Source organism: Serratia sp. P2ACOL2 (assembly GCF_003691565.1).
Lineage (GTDB): Bacteria > Pseudomonadota > Gammaproteobacteria > Enterobacterales > Enterobacteriaceae > Serratia > Serratia liquefaciens.
This window is the reverse complement of record NZ_CP033162.1, coordinates 5570599-5590417: the sequence shown is the minus strand read 5'-3', so window position 1 is coordinate 5590417 and position 19819 is coordinate 5570599. Positions and strand designations below refer to the sequence as shown.

18 protein-coding genes and 1 pseudogene are annotated in these 19819 nt (G+C 56.0%); 10 read left to right on the top strand and 9 right to left on the bottom strand.

The annotated features are described in order from the left end of the window. Positions 1 to 196: 196 nt before the first annotated feature. From EBA31_RS27145 to EBA31_RS27280, 3 genes are all read right to left on the bottom strand, one after another. The gene (locus tag EBA31_RS27145) at positions 197 to 403 is read right to left on the bottom strand and encodes a hypothetical protein (RefSeq protein WP_238387490.1); all 207 of its coding nucleotides are present in this window, start codon (positions 401 to 403) and stop codon (positions 197 to 199) included. A 103-nt stretch (positions 404 to 506) separates the two neighbouring features. After that, a complete protein-coding gene (locus tag EBA31_RS27285) occupies positions 507 to 752 on the bottom strand; it encodes a tyrosine-type recombinase/integrase (protein WP_369982352.1) in 246 nt (81 codons plus the stop codon). After that, positions 704 to 916, bottom strand: coding sequence for a hypothetical protein (locus tag EBA31_RS27280; protein WP_162302860.1), 213 nt, complete (start codon positions 914 to 916; stop codon positions 704 to 706). Before EBA31_RS27280 ends, EBA31_RS27285 begins: the two co-directional genes overlap by 49 nt. A 541-nt stretch (positions 917 to 1457) precedes the next feature. Between EBA31_RS27280 and EBA31_RS26710 the strand changes: the two genes are divergently transcribed. Beyond that, positions 1458 to 2081, top strand: coding sequence for a lysoplasmalogenase (locus EBA31_RS26710; RefSeq protein ID WP_122080565.1), 624 nt, complete (start codon positions 1458 to 1460; stop codon positions 2079 to 2081). A gap of 39 nt (positions 2082 to 2120) precedes the next feature. Here the strand turns inward: EBA31_RS26710 and EBA31_RS26705 are convergent, their stop codons facing one another. Further along, complete coding sequence (locus EBA31_RS26705; RefSeq protein ID WP_122076532.1) at positions 2121 to 2498, bottom strand: AprI/Inh family metalloprotease inhibitor; 378 nt, start codon at positions 2496 to 2498, stop codon at positions 2121 to 2123. A gap of 55 nt (positions 2499 to 2553) precedes the next feature. After that, complete coding sequence (locus tag EBA31_RS26700) at positions 2554 to 4017, bottom strand: serralysin family metalloprotease (RefSeq protein WP_020824798.1); 1464 nt, start codon at positions 4015 to 4017, stop codon at positions 2554 to 2556. A 671-nt stretch (positions 4018 to 4688) separates the two neighbouring features. On the opposite strand from EBA31_RS26700, the gene EBA31_RS26695 reads away from it, so the two are divergent. From EBA31_RS26695 to EBA31_RS26680, 4 genes are all read left to right on the top strand, one after another. Next, positions 4689 to 7004: a zinc/cadmium/mercury/lead-transporting ATPase gene (locus tag EBA31_RS26695; RefSeq protein ID WP_122076529.1), complete on the top strand. Its 2316-nt coding sequence runs from the start codon at positions 4689 to 4691 to the stop codon at positions 7002 to 7004. A 174-nt stretch (positions 7005 to 7178) separates the two neighbouring features. Next, a complete protein-coding gene (locus tag EBA31_RS26690; protein WP_116691456.1) occupies positions 7179 to 8246 on the top strand; it encodes a hypothetical protein in 1068 nt (355 codons plus the stop codon). Then, positions 8246 to 9382 carry a BamA/TamA family outer membrane protein gene (locus EBA31_RS26685; protein ID WP_122080564.1) on the top strand — a complete coding sequence of 379 codons (1137 nt, stop codon included), beginning with the start codon at positions 8246 to 8248 and terminating at the stop codon, positions 9380 to 9382. Before EBA31_RS26690 ends, EBA31_RS26685 begins: the two co-directional genes overlap by 1 nt. Continuing rightward, positions 9382 to 10503, top strand: coding sequence for a DUF4056 domain-containing protein (locus EBA31_RS26680; RefSeq protein WP_162302925.1), 1122 nt, complete (start codon positions 9382 to 9384; stop codon positions 10501 to 10503). The genes EBA31_RS26685 and EBA31_RS26680 overlap by 1 nt, the downstream gene beginning before the upstream one ends. Positions 10504 to 10516: 13 nt before the next feature. On the opposite strand, the gene tusA is transcribed toward EBA31_RS26680, so the two are convergent. Then, positions 10517 to 10768, bottom strand: coding sequence for a sulfurtransferase TusA (gene tusA / locus EBA31_RS26675; RefSeq protein ID WP_020824793.1), 252 nt, complete (start codon positions 10766 to 10768; stop codon positions 10517 to 10519). Positions 10769 to 10988: 220 nt separating this feature from the next. Here tusA and EBA31_RS26670 point away from each other — a divergent pair, with 220 nt between their 5' ends. From EBA31_RS26670 to EBA31_RS26660, 3 genes are all read left to right on the top strand, one after another. Further along, entirely contained in the window at positions 10989 to 11654 is a 666-nt protein-coding gene (locus tag EBA31_RS26670) for a 7-cyano-7-deazaguanine/7-aminomethyl-7-deazaguanine transporter (protein WP_020824792.1), read from the top strand. A 40-nt stretch (positions 11655 to 11694) separates the two neighbouring features. Continuing rightward, a complete protein-coding gene (locus tag EBA31_RS26665) occupies positions 11695 to 12129 on the top strand; it encodes a GNAT family N-acetyltransferase (protein ID WP_122076526.1) in 435 nt (144 codons plus the stop codon). A gap of 80 nt (positions 12130 to 12209) precedes the next feature. Then, positions 12210 to 12773, top strand: coding sequence for a DcrB family lipoprotein (locus tag EBA31_RS26660; protein WP_048762234.1), 564 nt, complete (start codon positions 12210 to 12212; stop codon positions 12771 to 12773). A gap of 46 nt (positions 12774 to 12819) precedes the next feature. Here EBA31_RS26660 and glpC read toward each other — a convergent pair whose 3' ends face one another. Genes glpC through glpA form a run of 3 tightly spaced genes read right to left on the bottom strand, consistent with a single transcriptional unit; the run spans position 12820 to position 16920 of the window. Then, positions 12820 to 14019, bottom strand: a complete 1200-nt coding sequence (gene glpC / locus EBA31_RS26655) for an anaerobic glycerol-3-phosphate dehydrogenase subunit GlpC (RefSeq protein ID WP_020824789.1) — start codon at positions 14017 to 14019, stop codon at positions 12820 to 12822. Next, on the bottom strand, positions 14016 to 15287 hold the full coding sequence (glpB, locus tag EBA31_RS26650; protein WP_122080563.1) for a glycerol-3-phosphate dehydrogenase subunit GlpB: 1272 nt from the start codon (positions 15285 to 15287) through the stop codon (positions 14016 to 14018). The genes glpC and glpB overlap by 4 nt, the downstream gene beginning before the upstream one ends. After that, positions 15277 to 16920, bottom strand: a complete 1644-nt coding sequence (glpA, locus tag EBA31_RS26645) for an anaerobic glycerol-3-phosphate dehydrogenase subunit A (protein ID WP_020824787.1) — start codon at positions 16918 to 16920, stop codon at positions 15277 to 15279. Before glpA ends, glpB begins: the two co-directional genes overlap by 11 nt. A gap of 365 nt (positions 16921 to 17285) precedes the next feature. On the opposite strand from glpA, the gene glpT reads away from it, so the two are divergent. Then, positions 17286 to 18641, top strand: a complete 1356-nt coding sequence (gene glpT, locus EBA31_RS26635; protein WP_020824786.1) for a glycerol-3-phosphate transporter — start codon at positions 17286 to 17288, stop codon at positions 18639 to 18641. 83 nt (positions 18642 to 18724) lie between these two features. Continuing rightward, positions 18725 to 19804 (top strand): annotated as a pseudogene (glpQ, locus tag EBA31_RS26630) (glycerophosphodiester phosphodiesterase). Positions 19805 to 19819: the final 15 nt, after the last annotated feature.

Genomic DNA, 19819 nt, shown 5'->3' with positions numbered 1-19819 from the left:
AACAGAGAGTCGGGTGTTGCTGACATTGCTTGGCGCATGCACCCCTGGCAGCTGGCTGCCCGCATGAACCGAGATATCCGCACCATTTCCAGCCATAAAAACGGGCCATGGACAAAGCCGGTTTGCAACATAACGGCGAACTCTATGCGCTGGGGCGCTGCTTTACGGCCCACAGCATGCAACCGCGCAGATTGCCTTACCGGCAGCGGAACAGCAAGTGTTGACCGCCCTGCTGCGCAACGGCAGCGTCACGGCGACCGCGCAGTTGCTGGGGAAAAGCGTCAAAACGGTGAGTGGCCAAAAACACAATCTTATGCGCCGACTTAATGTGCCCCATGAGGTGGCACTGTTTGCCGCCGCCGAGCACTACCATGCCGGGCCCCAAAAAAACTGCCTCGTCCACTCTGAATAGGCCTTAAACATTAAATCAATGGCCAATAGAAAAAAAGCCATCGCTTAATTATCACGCTGTGACCATTTCGCGCGAATTAAGCCCTGGCCGAAAGTTAAAATTCAATTCTTTTGAATCGTTGGGCATTGCTGGCGGTATAGAGTACCGTATGCTGAATATTCCGGTGGCCGAGATAGTCTTGTATCAACCGGGTATCCATACCTTTATTTGCCAGGCTATAACCGCAGGCGTGACGCAACATGTGGGGATGGGCAGGTAATTCGAGACAGGCCGCTTTACCGTAATCGCGGATCAGTCGGTAGATTTGCTGGCGCGATAGCCGGCCGCCCTTGCGCGACAAAAACAACCAGGGTGGCCGGCATGCGGGCTGTCTTTACGGTCATCCAGCCAGCGTTTAAGCATCAGGGTCTCATCCGGTTGTAATGGGTGCTGAACCGACAGACCATTTTTCAGTCGCGAAATAAAACCCGCCGCTCGGCGAGTTCTATATTGTTCCAGCGTCATACGGTTAACTCGCTGGCCCGCAAACGTGAACAAAGCACATGGTGATCATACAGCTGTCCCTGACCGAGTTTAGTCCTCCCTTTATATTTTTATCATTTTTTTTATTTCTGATTCATTCAGATATTTTCTTATTTCCAATTGCATAACTCCCCAGAAACATCATGTATCAAACAGGACCGATGGCGGGTTTAAAAAAGCCAAAAATGCAAATACAGTTACCAAACGTGCTAAATAGTAATGAGACTCTAAGATTAATCCTTAGCTATTATTGTCACGGCAGCATTAATTACTAATTAATTAGCATTCGCATCGGGCAGTTATTGTTCTTAGAAAATGATTCACGGCGGGTCGAGCAGCCATTGTCAGTAAATTTTCCCGAGAAAAACCACGGCTCCCTTTCTTACTCTGCAAATAAGTTACAGTTCATCAGCAAGAAAGCATTGTCGATCGCAGAGGCGCTGCCTACACTGCAAACAGGAAGTGACACTGGTAACAATTTGGAACCGGTTGCTGTGGTTCCACAATGAATAAGGAAGACATAATGAGTTGGCCGTTCCTTGCCGTATTCTTTTCCGGTTGGCTGTTCGTCGATGCCTCCTACCGTGGACCTCGCTGGCAGCGCTGGGTGTTTAAGCCCATCACTCTGCTGCTGTTGTTATTGCTGGCCTGCAAGCGCCGGTGTTGGGCCTGCAGGTATTTGATCGTCCTCGGCCTGCTGGCAACCTTAATCGCCGACACCTTGCTGCTGCTGCCGCGCGAACGCGTGCTTTACGCCATCGGTGCCTTTTTCCTGTCGCACTTGCTGTATACCCTGAGCTTCGCCAGTCAGATGACCTTCAGCCTGTTTTGGCCGCTGCCGCTGGCGCTGCTGATTATCGGCGTGCTGTTACTGGCAACAATTTGGACGCGACTGGAAGAAATGCGTTGGCCGATCGCCACTTATGTAGCGATGACGCTGCTGATGGTGTGGCTGGCGGGTGAGCAGTACTTTATGCGCAGCACCGATTTCGGTTTCTCGCTGCTGGCGGGCACTTCACTGCTGCTGCTGGCCAACGTGGTGTGGCTGGTTAACCGCTATCGCTGGACCTTCCGCGCCGCGGATGCGCTGGTGGCCTTCTGCTATTTCTCCGGCCATTTCCTGATCGTACGTTCGCTGTATCTGTAAGGCTGCTCAGGGCGGGTTCGACTGCCGAACCCGCTGTTGTTATACCAGCGCTTTCAGCGTCAGTCCGTCATCCGCGCCAAGCTGGTTGCGGTAAATATCGCCATCGCGCGAGAAGAACGCCAGCGTACTGCCATCCGCCCGCAGCAAAGCGATGCCGTCCGGTGCAGGGCGCCAACCGACCACCTCGGCGGTTAACACCTTTTCCAAACAGTGCTGCCGATCAACCAATGAGTAGCCGTTGATTTCACTCTGTTCACCGGCCAAAAACTCAATCTGACATTGTTGTTCGGCATTGGCGACCAGCCATTGCCCCGCCAATGATTGCGCGCTGGGAAGAACCAAACTGCTGGCCATAACTGCCCCCGTAACCATCATGCCGCCTGCCACTAAGGCGGCGTGCGCTAAGCTGCCCTTCATATCGTCTCCTGTATAACGCCCGGCCAACCGGCGCCGGGCGTTAGCACCGGCACTGTTAAACGATAAAGTCAGTGGCGACGTCAACCTGGCCGACGATCTTCACCAGGAAGTCCGGGGCCTGATGGCCGCCAATATTCAGGGCCAGATCGCTGACGTTATTCGACGCATTGTAAGACAGCAAGGCTTCGCCCGCAGCGCCACTGAAATGATCGACGAAGTGGATCTGATCGCCACCCTGCGCGCCCTGATTGAAGAATGACAGGTCGATTTTATCGATACCTTTCTGGAAGTCCTTGATCCAGTCGGAGGCACCCGGCGCAGAATCGCTGACCGCAGAGAAGACAAAGGTGTCTTTGCCCGCACCGCCCCACAGCTCATCAGCCCCACCACCGCCGAACAGCACGTCGTTGCCCGCGCCACCTTTCAGCACGTTGTTGGCCGCATTGCCGACGATCACGTCATTGCCTGAACCGCCAATCGCGTTCTCGATGGTCACACCTGCGGCAATGGACACGTTGCCTTTCAGCCCACCCACGTCGGAGAAAGATTTCTCGTTCAGATTAATACGCTGGTTAGCGGTGTAACCGGAGAAATCGAAGGTGTCATTGCCGCCCGCATCCCAGGCCGCAAAGATCACTTTTTGCGAATTGCTGGTGGTACTGAGGAAGTCACGGCCGGTATTTGAGTTGAAGCCATACACGGTATCGCCGGTACGGGTGGTCTGGTTGGCACCATACAGATGCTGAATAGCGGAAATGTCATCCAGCAGTGGCGCCGCAGCGTAGTGCCCGCCGTTGTCGCCACCGGTGTTGGTTTCGCTCCAGTAACTCATCAGGCTGAACTCACGAGTATCTTCGGCGTAGCTGGCGTCTCTGTAGGTCGGGTTGCCTTCACCGGCGTTGTAATCGCCCGGATGGCTCAAGCCCAACGCATGGCCAATTTCGTGGGTAAAGGTCTGGCGGCCGTAGTCTTCGCTGGCCGGATGTTTCACGTTGGACTGGTTGACGTTGTACCAAGTCTGCCCGCCCAGGTTTTGGCCCTGATAAATGGTGTTCGGCAGGAAGGCGTAAGCCTGGGTATCGTAGTCATAATGGCCGGGACGATCCTGGCTGTAGTTACCGAAGGTGATATTGGCCTTCTGGCCGGCACCAACTTCGGTAAAGGTGATATTGGCCACGTCAGACCAGGACTGCAGCGACAGCTTAGCCTGCTGCTGCTGTTCCGCGCTGAATTTGCTCAGTCCGGTATCGCCGGCGACGTTGGTGGAAGAGAATTTATAATCCGGGAAAGAGAACGTTAATTTAACCGGTTGGCCAAAAACTTTATAACCGTTCCAGGTTTGGTTCTCGCGGGTAATAAACAGCCCGGCTTGCTCGGTAGAAAATGAGTCCTTGCCATTAACCTGAATCCCGTTGCCTCGCTCATGATAATGCAGCAAATCATCTACTGCATTGTAAGCGGAGCTCGCAGCCGCAAGGCTGGATTCAGTAATTTCAATTGCCTTTTTAGTAGATTGCATTGGTTCGATTCCACTCATTAGCTGATTGTTTTCAATCAGACAGATAGACATAACCTGCCAGGAAGCCACGGAGAACGAACCGTACGCTTACGGGAAGGAGTTTATGCGCCGTTGCCGGCAGTGTGTTAGAGAGAATTAATGCATATATATCAGCAAATAAGATTACCACCATAAATGGTAATCGATTCCAATTATAGGCAGCGGTATAAAACTGCACATAAAATAATCAGCCATTTATTATCGTTTCGAAGGCGATTTATGCTGGTTTTTTACGTTCTTTACAATATTAATGAAACTTAAATGCCATGAGTTGGTAACAAACTCCAACAAAAATGCGGCCTGCAGAGCCAAGCGAATCGTGCTGGGATTTAGACGGCTAAAAGTTAAATTTTGCTAAAGCGTTATAGATTAATAACTCTTTATTATTAGCCGCCGGTACTTTTTAGTTCCCGCAGGAATAACATTTTCTTTTTTTGACTAATCACCTCGTGCCTTCCGAGTCCTTCACGCTCGTCGCCCCCTGATAAACGACATGGGAAAAAAGAAATACCCCAATTCTCCCTCCGGTGCGCCATTAGCAATAATTCTCATCCGTCGCTTGACTCTGGAGTGGACTCCAGGGTGTAGAGTTGGTTTCAAGAAGCTCATTAACTGCCCTGAGGGGGGACGTTATGCATAACCATGAAAATCACAATCATCAGGAACATAACCATGCCGAAGGTGGCTGCGGGTGCAATCACAGCCACAGCAAAACCCAGCACGGTTGCAGCAGTGAAAAACAAAACGCTGTCAACCCTGGCGAACACTCTCATGCTCACGATCATGGCGCCAGCTGTTGCAGCGCTGACGATCATGGCGATCCGGACGAGGAAAGTGACAGGCTCGCTGCCGCCCCTCTCTCCGGCAGCAAGCGCTACAGTTGGAAAGTCACGGGTATGGACTGTCCCAGCTGCGCTAAAAAGATTGAAAATGCCGTTACTGCCATCCCGGGTGTCGTAAATGCACGGGTGTTATTCGCCACCGAAAAGCTGGTGGTAGACGGCCAGTCGAACCTTAGCCTGCGCATCCAGGACGCAGTGCAACAAGCCGGGTTTACCCTGCTCGGCACCCAGGCAAACCAAGCCGAGCCGCCTAAACCTTCACGCCTGGGTGAATTCGGCCCGTTGCTGCTGCTCACCGCGCTGATGATCGTCAGTTGGGCACTCAGCATGGTCAATCCAGAGCTGAGCCGCATCGCCTTTATCGCCACCACGCTGGTGGGGTTGGCACCGGTCGCCACCAAGGCGATACGTCTGATCCGCTCCGGCACGCCGTTTGCCATCGAAACGCTGATGAGCGTGGCAGCCATCGGCGCGCTGTTTATCGGCGCTACCGCCGAAGCGGCCATGGTGCTGTTGCTGTTTATGGTCGGCGAAATGCTCGAATCCTACGCCGCCAACCGCGCCCGTCGTGGCGTGAAAGCGTTGATGGAGCTGGTTCCTGAAGATGCCCTGCTGCTGCAGGGTACCGAGCGTAGACGCGTGCCGGTCTCCAGCTTGCGTCCCGGCGATGTGATTGAAATTGCCCCCGGCGGTCGCCTTCCGGCCGATGCCGAACTGCTCAACCCGTTCGCCAGCTTCGACGAAAGCGCCCTGACCGGCGAGTCGGTCCCGGTCGAACGTCAGCAAGGTCAGAAAGTGGCGGCGGGCAGTTTGTCGGTCGATCAGGCCGCGCAGATGAAGGTGATTTCCGAGCCGGGCAAAAACGCCATCGACCGTATCCTGCAGCTGATTGAGGAAGCCGAAGAACGCCGTGCGCCGATCGAGCGTTTCCTTGACCGTTTCAGCCGTTACTACACCCCGGCCATTATGCTGCTGGCCATCGCGGTAATTCTGGTGCCACCGTTGATGTATGCTCAACCCTGGGATGTCTGGATTTATCGCGGCCTGACCCTGTTGCTGATCGGCTGTCCTTGTGCACTGGTGATTTCCACTCCGGCAGCCATTACCTCCGGACTGGCGGCGGCAACCCGTCGCGGCGCGTTGATTAAAGGTGGCGCGGCGCTGGAACAGCTCGGCCAGGTGCAAACCATCGCCTTCGACAAAACCGGTACCTTGACGGAAGGCAAACCGACGGTGACGGATGTGCTGCCGCTTAGCGGCATCAGCGAACAGTCACTGTTGATCCTTGCCGCGGCGGTAGAAGCCGGCTCCCATCACCCGTTGGCGCAGGCCATTATCAATCGCGCCGAACAATATGGTGCTCCTTTGCCGCCGGCACAGAACCGTCGTGCGTTGGCCGGCGTCGGTGTGGAAGGCATTGTCGACGGTAAAACCGTGCTGATCAGTACACCGGCCAAACTGGCTGCAGGCTTGCTCAATCAGCAAGGTGCTAACCAGGTGGAACGGTTGGAAAATGCCGGTAAAACGGCGGTAGTGGTACTGGAAGATGGCGTGCCGATCGGCCTGCTGGCCCTGCGCGATACGCTGCGCAGCGACGCCAAGCAGGCGATTGCCGAACTGAATGCGTTGGGGATCAACGGCGTAATGTTAACCGGCGACAACCCTCGAGCGGCCGCAGCGATTGCCGCCGAGCTGGGGCTGGACTACCGTGCCGGTTTGCTGCCGGAAGATAAAGTGAGGGCGGTAACCGAGTTGAGCGAGCTGCGCCCAACGGCGATGATCGGCGATGGCATCAACGATGCGCCGGCAATGAAAGCCTCCAGCATCGGTATTGCCATGGGCAGTGGCACCGACGTGGCGCTGGAAACCGCCGACGCGGCGCTGACGCACAATCGGCTGCTGGGCGTGGCGGAGATGATCCGCATCTCACGCGCTACACACGCCAATATCCGCCAGAACATCACCATTGCGTTGGGGCTGAAAGGGATATTCCTGATCACCACCCTGATGGGCCTGACCGGGCTGTGGCTGGCGGTGCTGGCGGACTCTGGCGCTACCGCGCTGGTCACCGCCAACGCCCTACGCTTGCTGAAGAAACGTCAGTAATAAGAACCACATATCAGGATGCCAGCAATGGCATCCTGATTCACTTAGCCGAAAAATAACACCGGCAAGTCGCACGTAATAACCATAAAACCAGCATGCCTTTCTATATTCTTCCGCCACCTACTCCTGAAACCCGATAAGCCTACTTAACTTATCAGAGTCATGGCCGAATGAATGAAACCGCTATATTTTAAAATCCTGAACCTGATCGTCGTCCCTTTTATCCCTACACTGGCTCTGGCGCAGCAGCCTGATTCTGCCGCCACAGAGCAACTCATTGATAGCGCCGATCGCCCCCTTTTCACCACCCCTAACGCCTTACCCGCAGCCCAGCATAACGATGCGCCCAAGGCAAAACCCCAGCCTGAGCATCGCCTGTTGCCGATTTGGGGGGATGAAGCACGCGCCCGTGGTTATGATCTGCCGGAACCCTTCGGGATCGGCATCAACTACATGAACATGCGGCAAAATATCGATGTCGACAGTATCCAATTTTCCGGCCTCAGCCTGGGCAAAACTCCCTTGCCATCCAATTTGTTCAACATCGACGTGGGCAAAACTCGCGAGAAAAGCAAAACGGAAACCATGCGTCTGGACACCTGGGTACTGCCATTCCTCAATGTTTACGGCATCATCGGCCATACCAAAGGCAGCTCGTTGTCCCAGGTCTCCGTAGACGCCGATCCCAGTCAACAAAAAGGCTTCCTGAACAAGGTTATCGCGGGTCAGGTGCACCGCATGAATCAAAGTGGGCAACTGCGCGATCTGGATTTTAAGCTCGATTTTAAAGGCACCACTTACGGCGCCGGTTTCACGCTGGTTGGGGGATATGAGAACTGGTTCACCTCGGTCGATACCAACTACACCCGCACCAATTTCGATATCCTTGATGGTCAGATTTCCGCACTGACGGTGTCGCCTCGGGTAGGTTACCGCTTCCTGGTGCCCGGTATCAGTGGCCAAACCCATCTCAACCTGTGGGTCGGCACCATGTATCAGGACGTCCAGCAGAGGTTCAAAGGCAGCCTGAGTGATTTAAAAATGCCAACCGAACTTCAGAGCCTGATGATGATGGCCAATCAGCAGGGTGAAGGCCGTTTTGACGTGAAACAGCACCTGCAATCGCCGTGGAACGTACTGATTGGCACGCAATACGAGATCACCAGGCACTTTAACCTGTTGACCGAATTTGGCTTTAGCGAACGTAACAGCTTTATGGTCTCCGGTGAATATCGCTTCTGATGGCAATATCGATCCGCAGTTTGCCGCTGGTATTGTTGGTTCTGCTACCCGGAGCTCACGCCACTTTGTTGTCACGCCAGCAAATAGATGAAATGTTGGCCCCTTTGGGGTCTGACAACCAATTCGACAGCAGCAAAGCCATCGATTGGGGGGTCTTGCCCGGCCCGTTCTATACGCCAGAACTCGGTCTTGGTATCGGTACCGCCGTCGTGGGGATATATCGCCCGGACAGCCAGGATAAAGTCAGCCAAAACTCGACGCTGGCGTTAAAGGGCTTTTTCAGCACCACCGGTGCCTTCGGCGTCGGTTTCCAAAACCACAGTTTTTTCGCTGACGACCAATGGCGTTTTTTTGCCGACGGCTCGCTGAATAATATGCCCACCTATTTCTGGGGCACCGGTTACCAGGCTGGGCATAACAACGGCAACAAAGAAAAGTACACGCAGCAGGCATTCCAGATAGCCCCGCAGCTGCTGTATCGCATTGCCAATGCCACCTACGCGGGGGTTGGCTGGGATTTTTCCTCGACGCACGCCAGCAAGACTGATGAGGATGACAGTAGCCTGTTAAGGGCCCAAAAAGCCGGCGTTTCATCGCTAAGTTCAGGAGTCAGCGGTTCGCTGAGTTACGATACGCGCGACTTCGTTTCTAATGCCAGCCGTGGCCAGTATCTTCGCCTGAGCGACACCTATTTTGCGCCAGAATTGGGCGGCGACAGCCGTTTCAATGCTGTAGAAGGCCAGTACAATGCCTACCACAGCTTGAGTGCGAAAAGCGTGCTGGCGTTAGACGCTTACAGCCGCCTGACGACGGGCGAGGTGCCTTGGGACAGGCTGTCCGGCCTGGGTGACGACAAACGCATGCGCGGCTATTATCAAGGCCGCTATCGCGACAGAAATGTGTTCAGCAGCCAGATCGAGTATCGTCGCAAGCTGAACTGGCGCCACGGTTACGTTCTTTGGGCCGGTGCGGGAACGCTAAGTAGCAAGGCCGGCGATTTGGGCCAGGGGCCCTGGTTACCCACGCTGGGAGCGGGTTACCGTTTTGAATTCAAACCGAAAATGAACGTGCGGCTCGATTTTGGCATCGGACGTGGCAGCAGTGGATTTTACTTTCAGGTTGGGGAAGCTTTTTAATGCGCTCTGTTGTACTGCTGGTTTTGTTGTCGTTTACTTCCGCGCTATCTGCCAAACCCGTGGAAACGTTGGTGACCTCGCAACCCATCAACGAAAGCCGTATCGCCTGGCCGGTGGCTGCGCCGCTGTCCCCGCCGGATGGTTTGCGCCCCTGCTGTGCCTTTGGCTACAACCTCAAAGCGCAAGTTTGGGGTATCCCAGTCCCCTTTTATCAGTTGGGTAACCTGGTGGATGCCGACCGGCTTGGCCGTCACCACTATAACGACAGCGCTTTCAATGCCGTTAGCAACTTGATGGGACTTGGCAGCGAGCAATTGGGGGTGATGTACACCCGCCGCGGGGGATTTATCGATATCGCTCACGTGCGCGACACCGCCGACAATACCCTTTTCCTGTTCAGCCAACTGTTACCCCGATTGGGCCAGCAATGGAATATCGATCTTAGCCCCGAGTTGGCAATACGCCGTATCCAGCTGAACGCCTTTACCCCGCCTCAGGATGCTGCGCAGCGCTATACGCTCGCGGCGTATTTGGCAGGAGAACTCGCCTTTCAAATGGCGGCGTGGCATGAAGTGGCACAGTGGTATGGCTATCAGTCGGTACCGGGGTTTTCTGAGGAGGTCTCGGCTTTTTCACCGGAAGATTTGTATTCCAACCTGCTGGGATCACGGCTGGCGATCGATGCTATCTTGCAGGGGCAGGCGGTTTCCCTAACGGCCTACAACCAGGCCATGGAGAATTTGCTCCCCCAGGCCCTGCACCAGCTTGGCGCTGTCTCCATCAGGGCAACTCAGCGGCAGTTTGACGGGATTGACGGCGACTGGTGGGACAGCCAGCGCCGGGTACCGGAGAAGTTTCTGGTCTTAAAACGGGATTACACGACCGGCAGCAATCGCCTGCCGGCTCTGCCGCCGTTCGAAAACACCGCCCCACAACGCCTGATGTTACCGCTGCAGGTTCAGGGGTTCTGGCTGGCAAAGCTGGGTGAACTGCAACTCTGGCCGACGGATGCGATGCATTCTCTGCCGGTGCCGTCCCACTATTACCGCCCGCAGGATTTCAGGGGGCTGGCAATGCATGCTCGCGCATCGGACGCACAGCAAATACTGCAAAAACGCTAGGCAAAAGCGGCGATTAGCGCTCAACACCTTTACGCAATAAATAGCGGTAAGGCGTTTTTTCAGTTTCCTGCGCCACCAGCGTGTGCTCCATAAAACGGCAAAAACCCGGAATATCGCGGGTGGTGGCCGGATCGTCAGCAATAATCAGCAGGGTTTCACCGTTATCCATATGGCGCACGGTTTTACGCACCATCATTACCGGTTCCGGACAGCGCAGCCCCAGCGCATCAAGCGTCTGGTCGGCCTGGGCAAACAAGTCAGTCATGCAATTTTTCTCGGTCAAAAGCGATCGGCGTACGCTCGCCGCATCTCATTAGCGCCTAGTTTACGCCGGTAGTTTTTCTGTGCAAGATGCGTTAACGTTTGCGTTAAATTTAACCATTGCATTGGTTGCGCAAACGCGTATCATGCGGCCGCGCAGCTTTTTTCGCTGCATAGACAAGACATTCTGGGTTCCCTCACCCCACTGCTAAAAAGGCTACAACATGTATTCGTTTACCGCTCGACAGCGCCTTACCGCGTTGGTCTGGCTATCGCTGTTCCATATTGTCATCATTACCTCCAGTAACTACCTGGTGCAGTTGCCGATGTCCATTTTCGGTTTCCATACCACCTGGGGCGCGTTTACCTTCCCATTTATCTTTCTGGCAACCGACTTGACGGTGCGTATTTTTGGCGCCCCACTGGCGAGACGCATCATTCTTTCGGTGATGGTGCCGGCCCTGTTTATCTCGTACGTCATCTCCACCGTCACCTATCAGGGGGAATGGCAGGGGTTTGCCGCACTGGGTAGCTTTAACCTGTTTGTCGCACGTATCGCCGTCGCCAGCTTTATGGCTTACGTGCTCGGTCAGATCCTCGACGTACACGTTTTCAACCGGTTACGCCAGCGCAGCGCCTGGTGGGTGGCCCCTGCCGCGGCCATGTTCCTCGGCAATATCAGCGACACGCTGTCGTTCTTCTTTATTGCATTCTACAAGAGCAGCGACGCCTTTATGGCCAACAACTGGGTCGAGATTGCACTGGTCGATTACAGCTTCAAAGTGCTGATCTGCATGCTGTTCTTCCTGCCAATGTACGGCGTGCTGCTGAATATGCTGCTCAAACGCATTGCCGCTCGCCAGGGCGACAGCAGCCTGCAACCGAGCTGACCCGTGTTATCATTGGCGGCCTACCCATCCGGAGGCCGCCATGACCGTCACCACCCGCCACGCCACCCTCGAAGAAATTCATCGTCTGTATCAGCAAATCCCCGAATTCGGCAATCTGCACAACCTCAACGATCTGCAACAGCGCATCGGCTCACTCCCAATGGCCGCACTGATCGCCGAAGTCGACGGCCAGGCTGCCGGTTTCAAGCTCGGTTATCAGCAACAAGACAGGGTGTTTTACAGCTGGTTGGGTGCCGTATTGCCGGCTTATCGCCGTCATGGTGTGGCAATGGCGCTATTGGCCGAGCAGGAAAACTGGGCACGGGCGCAGGGTTATCACCAGTTGAGGGTGAAAACCCGTAATCAGTTCCGTGCGATGCTGATGATGCTCATCAACAATCACTATCAGATTGTTCAACTGGAAAAGAAAGGCGAAGTGGCTGATTATCGGCTATTACTTGAGAAAACCTTGTGACAACATCTGCCTTGCATTTCACCCTGGAATAGGTTGCGATACGGCAGTGAAACCCTACCTGAAAGGAAGAAGGAAGCCCAATGCGTAAAGTAGCAAAATTGATGGGTATCAGCCTGTTAGTGCTTGGCCTCGCGGCCTGCGACGGCGAAACCAAAGACACCAAAGCGCCGGCGGGCGATGCCGCAGCCAGCGCACCGGCCGGGCAACAGGTAAGCTTGCTGGAGGGTAAGCTGGCGTTCACCCTGCCGGTCGGTATGGCGGACCAAAGCGGCAAGCTGGGTAATCAGGCGAACAACATGCACGTTTACGCCGACAGCACCGGCCAACGCGCAGTGATCGTGATCCTCGGCGACAAAACCGCCGACAGTCTGGAAACCCTGAGCAAGCGTCTGGAAGATACCCAGCGCGCGCGTGATGCGAACCTGCAGGTGGTCACCAACAAAGCCATCGACGTAAACGGCGTGCCGCTGCGTCAGTTGGACAGCATCATTACCAGCGGCGGCGAGAAGGCCTACTCCTCCATCCTGATTGGCACGCTGGATAACAACATGCTGACCATTCAGGTGACGCTGCCAGCGGATAACCAGCAGCAGGCGCAAAGTGAAGCCGAAGGCATCATCAAAACGCTGAAACTGAACAAGTAAACTTTTACTGACTCAGCCTATAGGGCGCAGTTCACACTGCTGCGCCCTACGCCAGGGCCTGTGCCAACAGGGTAATCGGGTGTTCGCAGCGCTTGCTGGTCGACATCTCGATTTGCCATTTACAGGTTTCGCAGTCCGTCACCACCAAATCGACCCCACTCTCCTCAATCTGGCGAAACAGCGATGCGCCAATCCCTTGCGAAGTCGCATAGTTCTCGGATTTAAATCCGTAGGTGCCGGCAATGCCGCAACACTGCGAATCCAATACCACCAGCTCCAGCCCCGGTATCTGCCGCAATAATTCCAGCGTATAGGCCGTCCAGCCCATTTTCTCCATGTGACAGGGCGTATGGTAGGCCACCCGCAACGGCGTGCGCTTCAGCGGCAGGCTGCGCCCCTGATTGAGCAGGCGGTACAGATAGCGCGTCGCCAGCTCCACCCGTTCACGCACCGCCGAGGTATCCACCTCCAGCAAATGCGGGTATTCGTCACGCAGCGTAAAAGTACAGCTCGATGATGTGGCCACAACAGGGATGCCGCGCTCCAACACCGCCTCATGCAGCGATTCGGCATTCACCTTGGCCTGTTTCTTGGCCTGGGCGATAAAGCCGTTGGCAATCAGCGGCACACCGCAGCATTTTTCGCGCTTAAGCAGCTGCACGCCGATATCCATCGCATTGAAGACTTTGATCAGATCCTTACCCAGCTGTGGATGGTTGTAATTGACGAAGCAGCCGTGGAAAAAAGCCACCTGCTCGGCGTAACGCTGTTGGGCCTGCGCTTGCTGGCGGTACCAGCGGCGGAAGGTGCCGAACGAGTATTTGGGCAGTTCGCGACGGTGATCAATTTTCAACGCCTTGTCCAGCAGAGCGCGCACCGGCTTTAACCCGGTGGCAGCGTTGACGATCGGCGCAAACGGCGTCGACAGTGAGCCCATTATATCGGTATGACTGAGGATGGCGTCGCGCAGCGTCGGCTTGCTCTGGGCAAAGTCGGCACGCGCCCGCTGAATGATATCGCCAATTTTGACGTCGGACGGGCAGGCCACCTCACAGCGTTTGCAGTTGGTGCAATACTTCAGCGCTTCATCGTACAGCGCCGGATCTTTTAACCGTAGGCGTTCGCCGTCCGGCCCAGCCTGCTTGGGCCCGGGATAAAGCGGATTGACCTTGGCCACCGGGCAATAGGTGGTGCAGACGGTGCACTTGATGCAGTTCTCAAAACTGTTGTCTTTGTGCAGGCTCATGGTTGCTCCTCCTGTGCCGCAATCTGTTGCGCGACATGCAATGCTCCCACCAACGAAACACCTGCACCGCAGCCCTGCTGCAGCGGATCGTAGCCGCCGGTCACCGCCCCTATGGCATACAGGTTACTCAAAGGCTCTCCCTGCCTTAGGGCACGCAGCTGGTTATCGGTGCGTACCCCAAACTGCAAATAGGGTTGCGGAGCAAACAGCTCGCGACAACTCCAGTCTGCACGCTCCGCCTTACTGTCGACATCCAGTCCAAATACCGGTTCACGTATGCCGTCGAAGTCCGCCACCAGCCCATTACTGAAAAAACTGCCGCTGGCCAGCACCACCTGCTGCGCCACCAACGGAATGTCGGTGTGGTTACGGGTATAAACACCGGTGACTCGCCCGGCTTCAATATCCGCCCGCAGCACGCTGTCCCCCGGCATAAAAACGCCGCCCAATTGCTGTAATCGCGAACGCAGCGCCTGGTGCAACCTCATCCCGAGCACTGAAGGCGGCAGCGTCGGCAGCAGGCGAATCGGTTTGCCGACCGCCGCCTGCAGCGCCGCCAATGGCGCGTCATCCTCCAGCCCCAGACAGGCCGGCAAGAATATCGCCTCGGCGTCCGCAGCCAACCGCCGAAGCTCGTCCGCCATTGGCGTCAGGTTTTCCGGCAGATCCAGTACCCTGGCGATATTTACCGCTCGGAACTCACTGGGGTTATTGCGCAGCCGGTCCAGCGCCGGCAAGTGCATATCCGCCACCTCAGCCCGAACGCCCAGGGACTGCGTCAGGGAACTGGCGGCCAACTGTGGCTGAAAATCCAAAAAGCCTTCAATGCCGATCACCGCAATGTGCCGCCACGGCAGTTCACCGCCTAACGGCGTAACGGGGATAGCCTGCGGGCTGAGCCAGGTCGCCCGGCGCGTGCCCAGCGGCGTGATGCGCAGATGATTGCGTTCGCTGTCACCCTGCAGAGCAAGCCCACAGCGCTGCAATAGTGAAGCGGCTTCACCCGACAGCGCCGCCACCCGCTCGGCACCGATCAACGCATAGGGATGCCGGGGTGCCTGTGTTACCAGTGCGGACAGCGCCGCCAATGGCTCTGTCACCGGGGTGCCGTCGGGCAGTTGCGCCAGCAGATCAAGCGAGCCGGATGAAAAATAGAGTGCACTCTGGCCAGAACTGACCACCGCACAGCGCTTGCCCTGTTCCGCCAGGCGGATGGCGCAGGCCATACCCGCCAGGCCACCGCCAATCACCACTACGTCAAATCGCATCATCGGCCTCCTGTTCCCCCCGGGCATCGAGCCCGCACAATCCCTGGTAAACCCAACTGGTAAATTCACTTTCGCGCAGCGCATCGCCCCAGGCGATAGGCCGGACGCCTTTCCAACGCTCGTTGAGGAAATGCGATAGCTGGTCGATCGACTGCTGCGGGGTGGTGACGTTAAAGCGTGTCAGCAGCCCCGCGGCACGGCAGGCGCAAAGCTCCCCCTGGCAGGTGCCCATGCCAACGCGGGTACGGCGACGCAAATCGACCAGGTTATTGACGGTGAGAGAGTTAACCGCATAACGCACCTCGCCGGCGGTCACCGCTTCGCATTCGCACACCAGGCTGTTGTCCAACCGATCCCCCGCCGGTACGCGGTTTGCACGGTCGCCGTGGCGATAAACCGCCGAACCACGAATACTGGCAGGCAAAGACACCACGCTACGCACCGTTTCTTCCGCCGACTGACGAGAACCCGGCAACGCCTCCTGTGCGGTAGTGCAGGGGCTGTCTACCCGAAGCTTTTCGCACACTTTATCGGTCGCCCACTGCGCCATCAGCCGGTAGGTCATCAGCTTGCCGCCGGTGATGGTGATAAAGCCTTCCAGGCCGTCGCGGCTGGCATGATCGAGCAGCACGATGCCACGGCTGACGTTGCGACCGCTAGGGTCGTCGTCACTGGCTACCAAAGGCCGAACGCCGGCATAAGCACGCAGAATTCGGGTTTGCGCCAATTCAGGTGCCAGCAGCGCGCCCTCGCGGATTAAAATGTCCACTTCCTGCGGGGTCACCAGCATGTTGTCGATCTGGTCATAATCAATGTGGGTGGAGGTGGTGCCAATCAGCGAGATGGTGTCGCCCGGCACCAGAATGTCGGCGTCCGCCGGCTTGCGGCAGCGGTTGATCACCATGTTGTTGATGCGATGACCCAGGATCAGCAGAGCGCCCTTGGCCGGGAACATGCGAATTCGCAGATCGGCATATTCTGCAATCTGCTGACCCCAGATACCGGCGGCGTTGACCACCACTTCGGCGTGAATATCGTAACGGCGCGACGATTGATGGTCGAAAACACGCACTCCGGTAACGCGATCGCCCGTGCGTAATAAACCGACCACCTGGTGATAAGTGAGGATCTGCGCGCCGTGCTCACGGGCATCGAGCATATTGGCGGCGGTCAAACGGAAAGGATCGACAGTGCCGTCCGGCACGCGCACGGCACCGATGAGCGCCGGATTAGCCGCCGGCTCCAGCCGCAACGCCAACTGCGGATCAATAGCTTCAGCGTTGATACCGGCGCTGTGGCAGGAGACAATAAACTGCTGTTGGTAAGCCAGCGAATCCTGCGGCAGGGTGATAAACAGCCCGTCGGTTCGCTCAATACAGTGATGCGCAATGCGTTTGAGGATACGGTTCTCTTCTATGCATTCGCGCGCCGATTCGCCGTCGGTTACCGCATAACGCGCACCGCTGTGCAGCAGGCCGTGGTTGCGCCCGGTCGCGCCGGTGGCGATATCATGACGCTCCAGCAGTATGCAACGCAGGCCGCGGCGTGCGCAGTCACGAGCAATGCCCGCGCCGGTCGCGCCGCCGCCAATGATGATCACATCCGTTTCGTTTTCTGCTGAATGGCTGCTCATGACGCTCCCTCTGGATCCGTGGTTATTGCCCTATTGGGCCACAGTCATTGGGGTCTTTGTTTGATAAGGAACAATAACGAACTTAAAACGAAAGTAAAATGTCCACAAAAAACCACGAATGTGATCACAATCACGATTTTTAGGCGTTTTTCTATTTCATAACGTTAACGAATCGCTCAAAATCCGCCGGTGTTTCATAAAAGTGTAACATTTGCGCCATTCATCACAGCGACACCAGGCGGTTTTGACTAGGATGACGCTCGTTATGGAACAAAAAAACACCACATTCGATATCCGCTCAATCATCAAATGAACGTAAAAGATCATATTGATGTGATAACTAGATAAAGCCATCGGAGGCGCTCATGTTGAGTATTTTTAAGCCGGCAGCACACATTTCACGTGTGCCGGTCGACAAAGTCGACCCGCTGTACCGTAAATTGCGCTGGCAAATATTTATGGGGATTTTCTTCGGTTATGCCGCCTACTACCTGGTGCGCAAGAACTTCACCCTGGCCATGCCTTACCTGATTGACCAGGGCTTCAGCCGCGGTGACCTCGGTTTCGCGCTGTCCGGTATTTCCATCGCCTACGGTTTCTCCAAATTTATCATGGGGTCGGTTTCTGACCGCTCCAACCCTCGCGTGTTCCTGCCCGCCGGCCTGATTTTGGCTGCTGCGGTCATGCTGTTCATGGGCTTCGTTCCATGGGCGACATCGAGCATCGCGGTCATGTTCGTGCTGCTGTTCCTGTGCGGTTGGTTCCAGGGCATGGGCTGGCCGCCTTGTGGCCGTACCATGGTGCACTGGTGGTCGCAGAAAGAGCGTGGCGGTATCGTTTCGGTCTGGAACTGCGCCCATAACGTGGGTGGCGGCCTGCCACCGCTGCTGTTCTTGCTGGGTATGGCCTGGTTCAACGACTGGCACGCGGCGCTGTACATGCCGGCCTTCGGTGCCATTCTGGTAGCCCTGATCGCCTTTGCCCTGATGCGCGACACCCCGCAATCCTGCGGCCTGCCGCCGATTGAAGAATACAAAAACGATTATCCGGACGACTACACCGACAAAGCGGAAGAAGAGCTGACGGCCAAGCAGATCTTCATGCAGTACATCCTGCCGAACAAACTGCTGTGGTACATCGCCGTAGCCAACGTGTTCGTTTATCTGCTGCGTTACGGCATTCTGGACTGGTCACCGACCTACCTGAAAGAAGTGAAACACTTCGCGCTGGACAAGTCTTCATGGGCTTACTTCCTGTACGAGTATGCCGGTATTCCGGGCACCCTGCTGTGCGGCTGGATGTCGGACAAGGTGTTCAAGGGTAACCGCGGCGCTACCGGCGTGTTCTTCATGACGCTGGTGACCATTGCCACCGTCGTTTACTGGCTGAACCCGGTCGGTAATCCTGGCATCGATATGGCCTGTATGATCACCATCGGCTTCCTGATTTACGGCCCGGTCATGCTGATCGGCCTGCACGCACTGGAACTGGCACCGAAGAAAGCCGCCGGCACCGCCGCAGGCTTCACCGGTCTGTTCGGTTACCTGGGCGGCTCTGTTGCAGCCAGCGCCATCGTCGGCTACACCGTTGACTACTTCGGTTGGGACGGCGGCTTTATGGTGATGATTGGCGGTAGCATCGGCGCGGTAGTGCTGCTGTTGCTGACCATGATGAGCGAGAAAAAACACCACGCGGAAATCGCTGCCAACAAACGCGGTTAAGCGTCATACAACTTTCGCATTATTTAAAGGCCGCCTTGCGGCCTTTTTAATACCCCTGCACCTACAACATGGAGAACAACAATATGCGGACTCAAGTCAAAGCCCTGCTGGCAGGGATTATCCTGGCCACCTCAATGGTCAGCGCCGCACAAGCCGCCGACAAGGTGGTAATCGCCCACCGTGGCGCCAGCGGTTATCTGCCGGAACACACGCTGCCGGCGAAGGCCATGGCCTACGCGCAGGGCGCGGATTTCCTCGAACAAGATCTGGTGATGACCAAGGACAACGAGCTGGTGGTGTTGCATGACCACTACCTCGATCGCGTCACCGACGTAGCAGAGCGTTTCCCGGACCGCGCGCGCAAAGACGGCCGTTATTACGCCATCGACTTTACGCTGCCTGAAATCAAGTCGCTGAAGTTCACCGAAGGTTTTGAGATCGAAAATGGCAAGAAGGTACAGGGTTACCCGGGTCGTTTCCCGATGGGTAAATCCGACTTCCGCGTCCATACCTTCCAGGAAGAGATCGAATTTGTGCAGGGTTTGAATCATTCAACCGGCAAAAACATCGGTATTTACCCGGAAATCAAAGCGCCGTGGTTCCATAAGCAGGAAGGGAAAGACATTTCCAGCAAGGTGCTGGCGGTTCTGAAACAGTACGGCTACACCGGCAAGGGCGATAACGTTTATCTGCAATGCTTCGATGCCAACGAGCTGAAGCGGATTAAAACCGAGCTGGAACCGAAAATGGGCATGGATCTGAAGCTGATCCAATTGATCGCCTATAACAAGTGGCAGGAAACCTACGAGCAGAAAGCCGACGGCAAATGGGTGGAATACGACTATGACTGGATGTTCAAACCGGGCGCGATGAAGCAAATCGCCCAGTATGCCGACGGCATCGGACCGGACTACCACATGCTGGTGGTGGCGGAAAAATCCAAGCCGGGCAAGGTAGTGCTGACCGACATGGTGAAATAAGCGCATGCCAACAAGTTGGCGGTGCACCCATTCACCATCCGCGCCGACGCGCTGCCAGACTACGTGACCGACGTGAATCAGCTGTATGACGTGATTTACAACCAGGCGGGCGTGGACGGCGTGTTCACCGACTTCCCTGACAAGGGCGTGCAATTCCTGCAAAAGCAGGGCCAGCACAAGTAATACCAATCAGGGCGC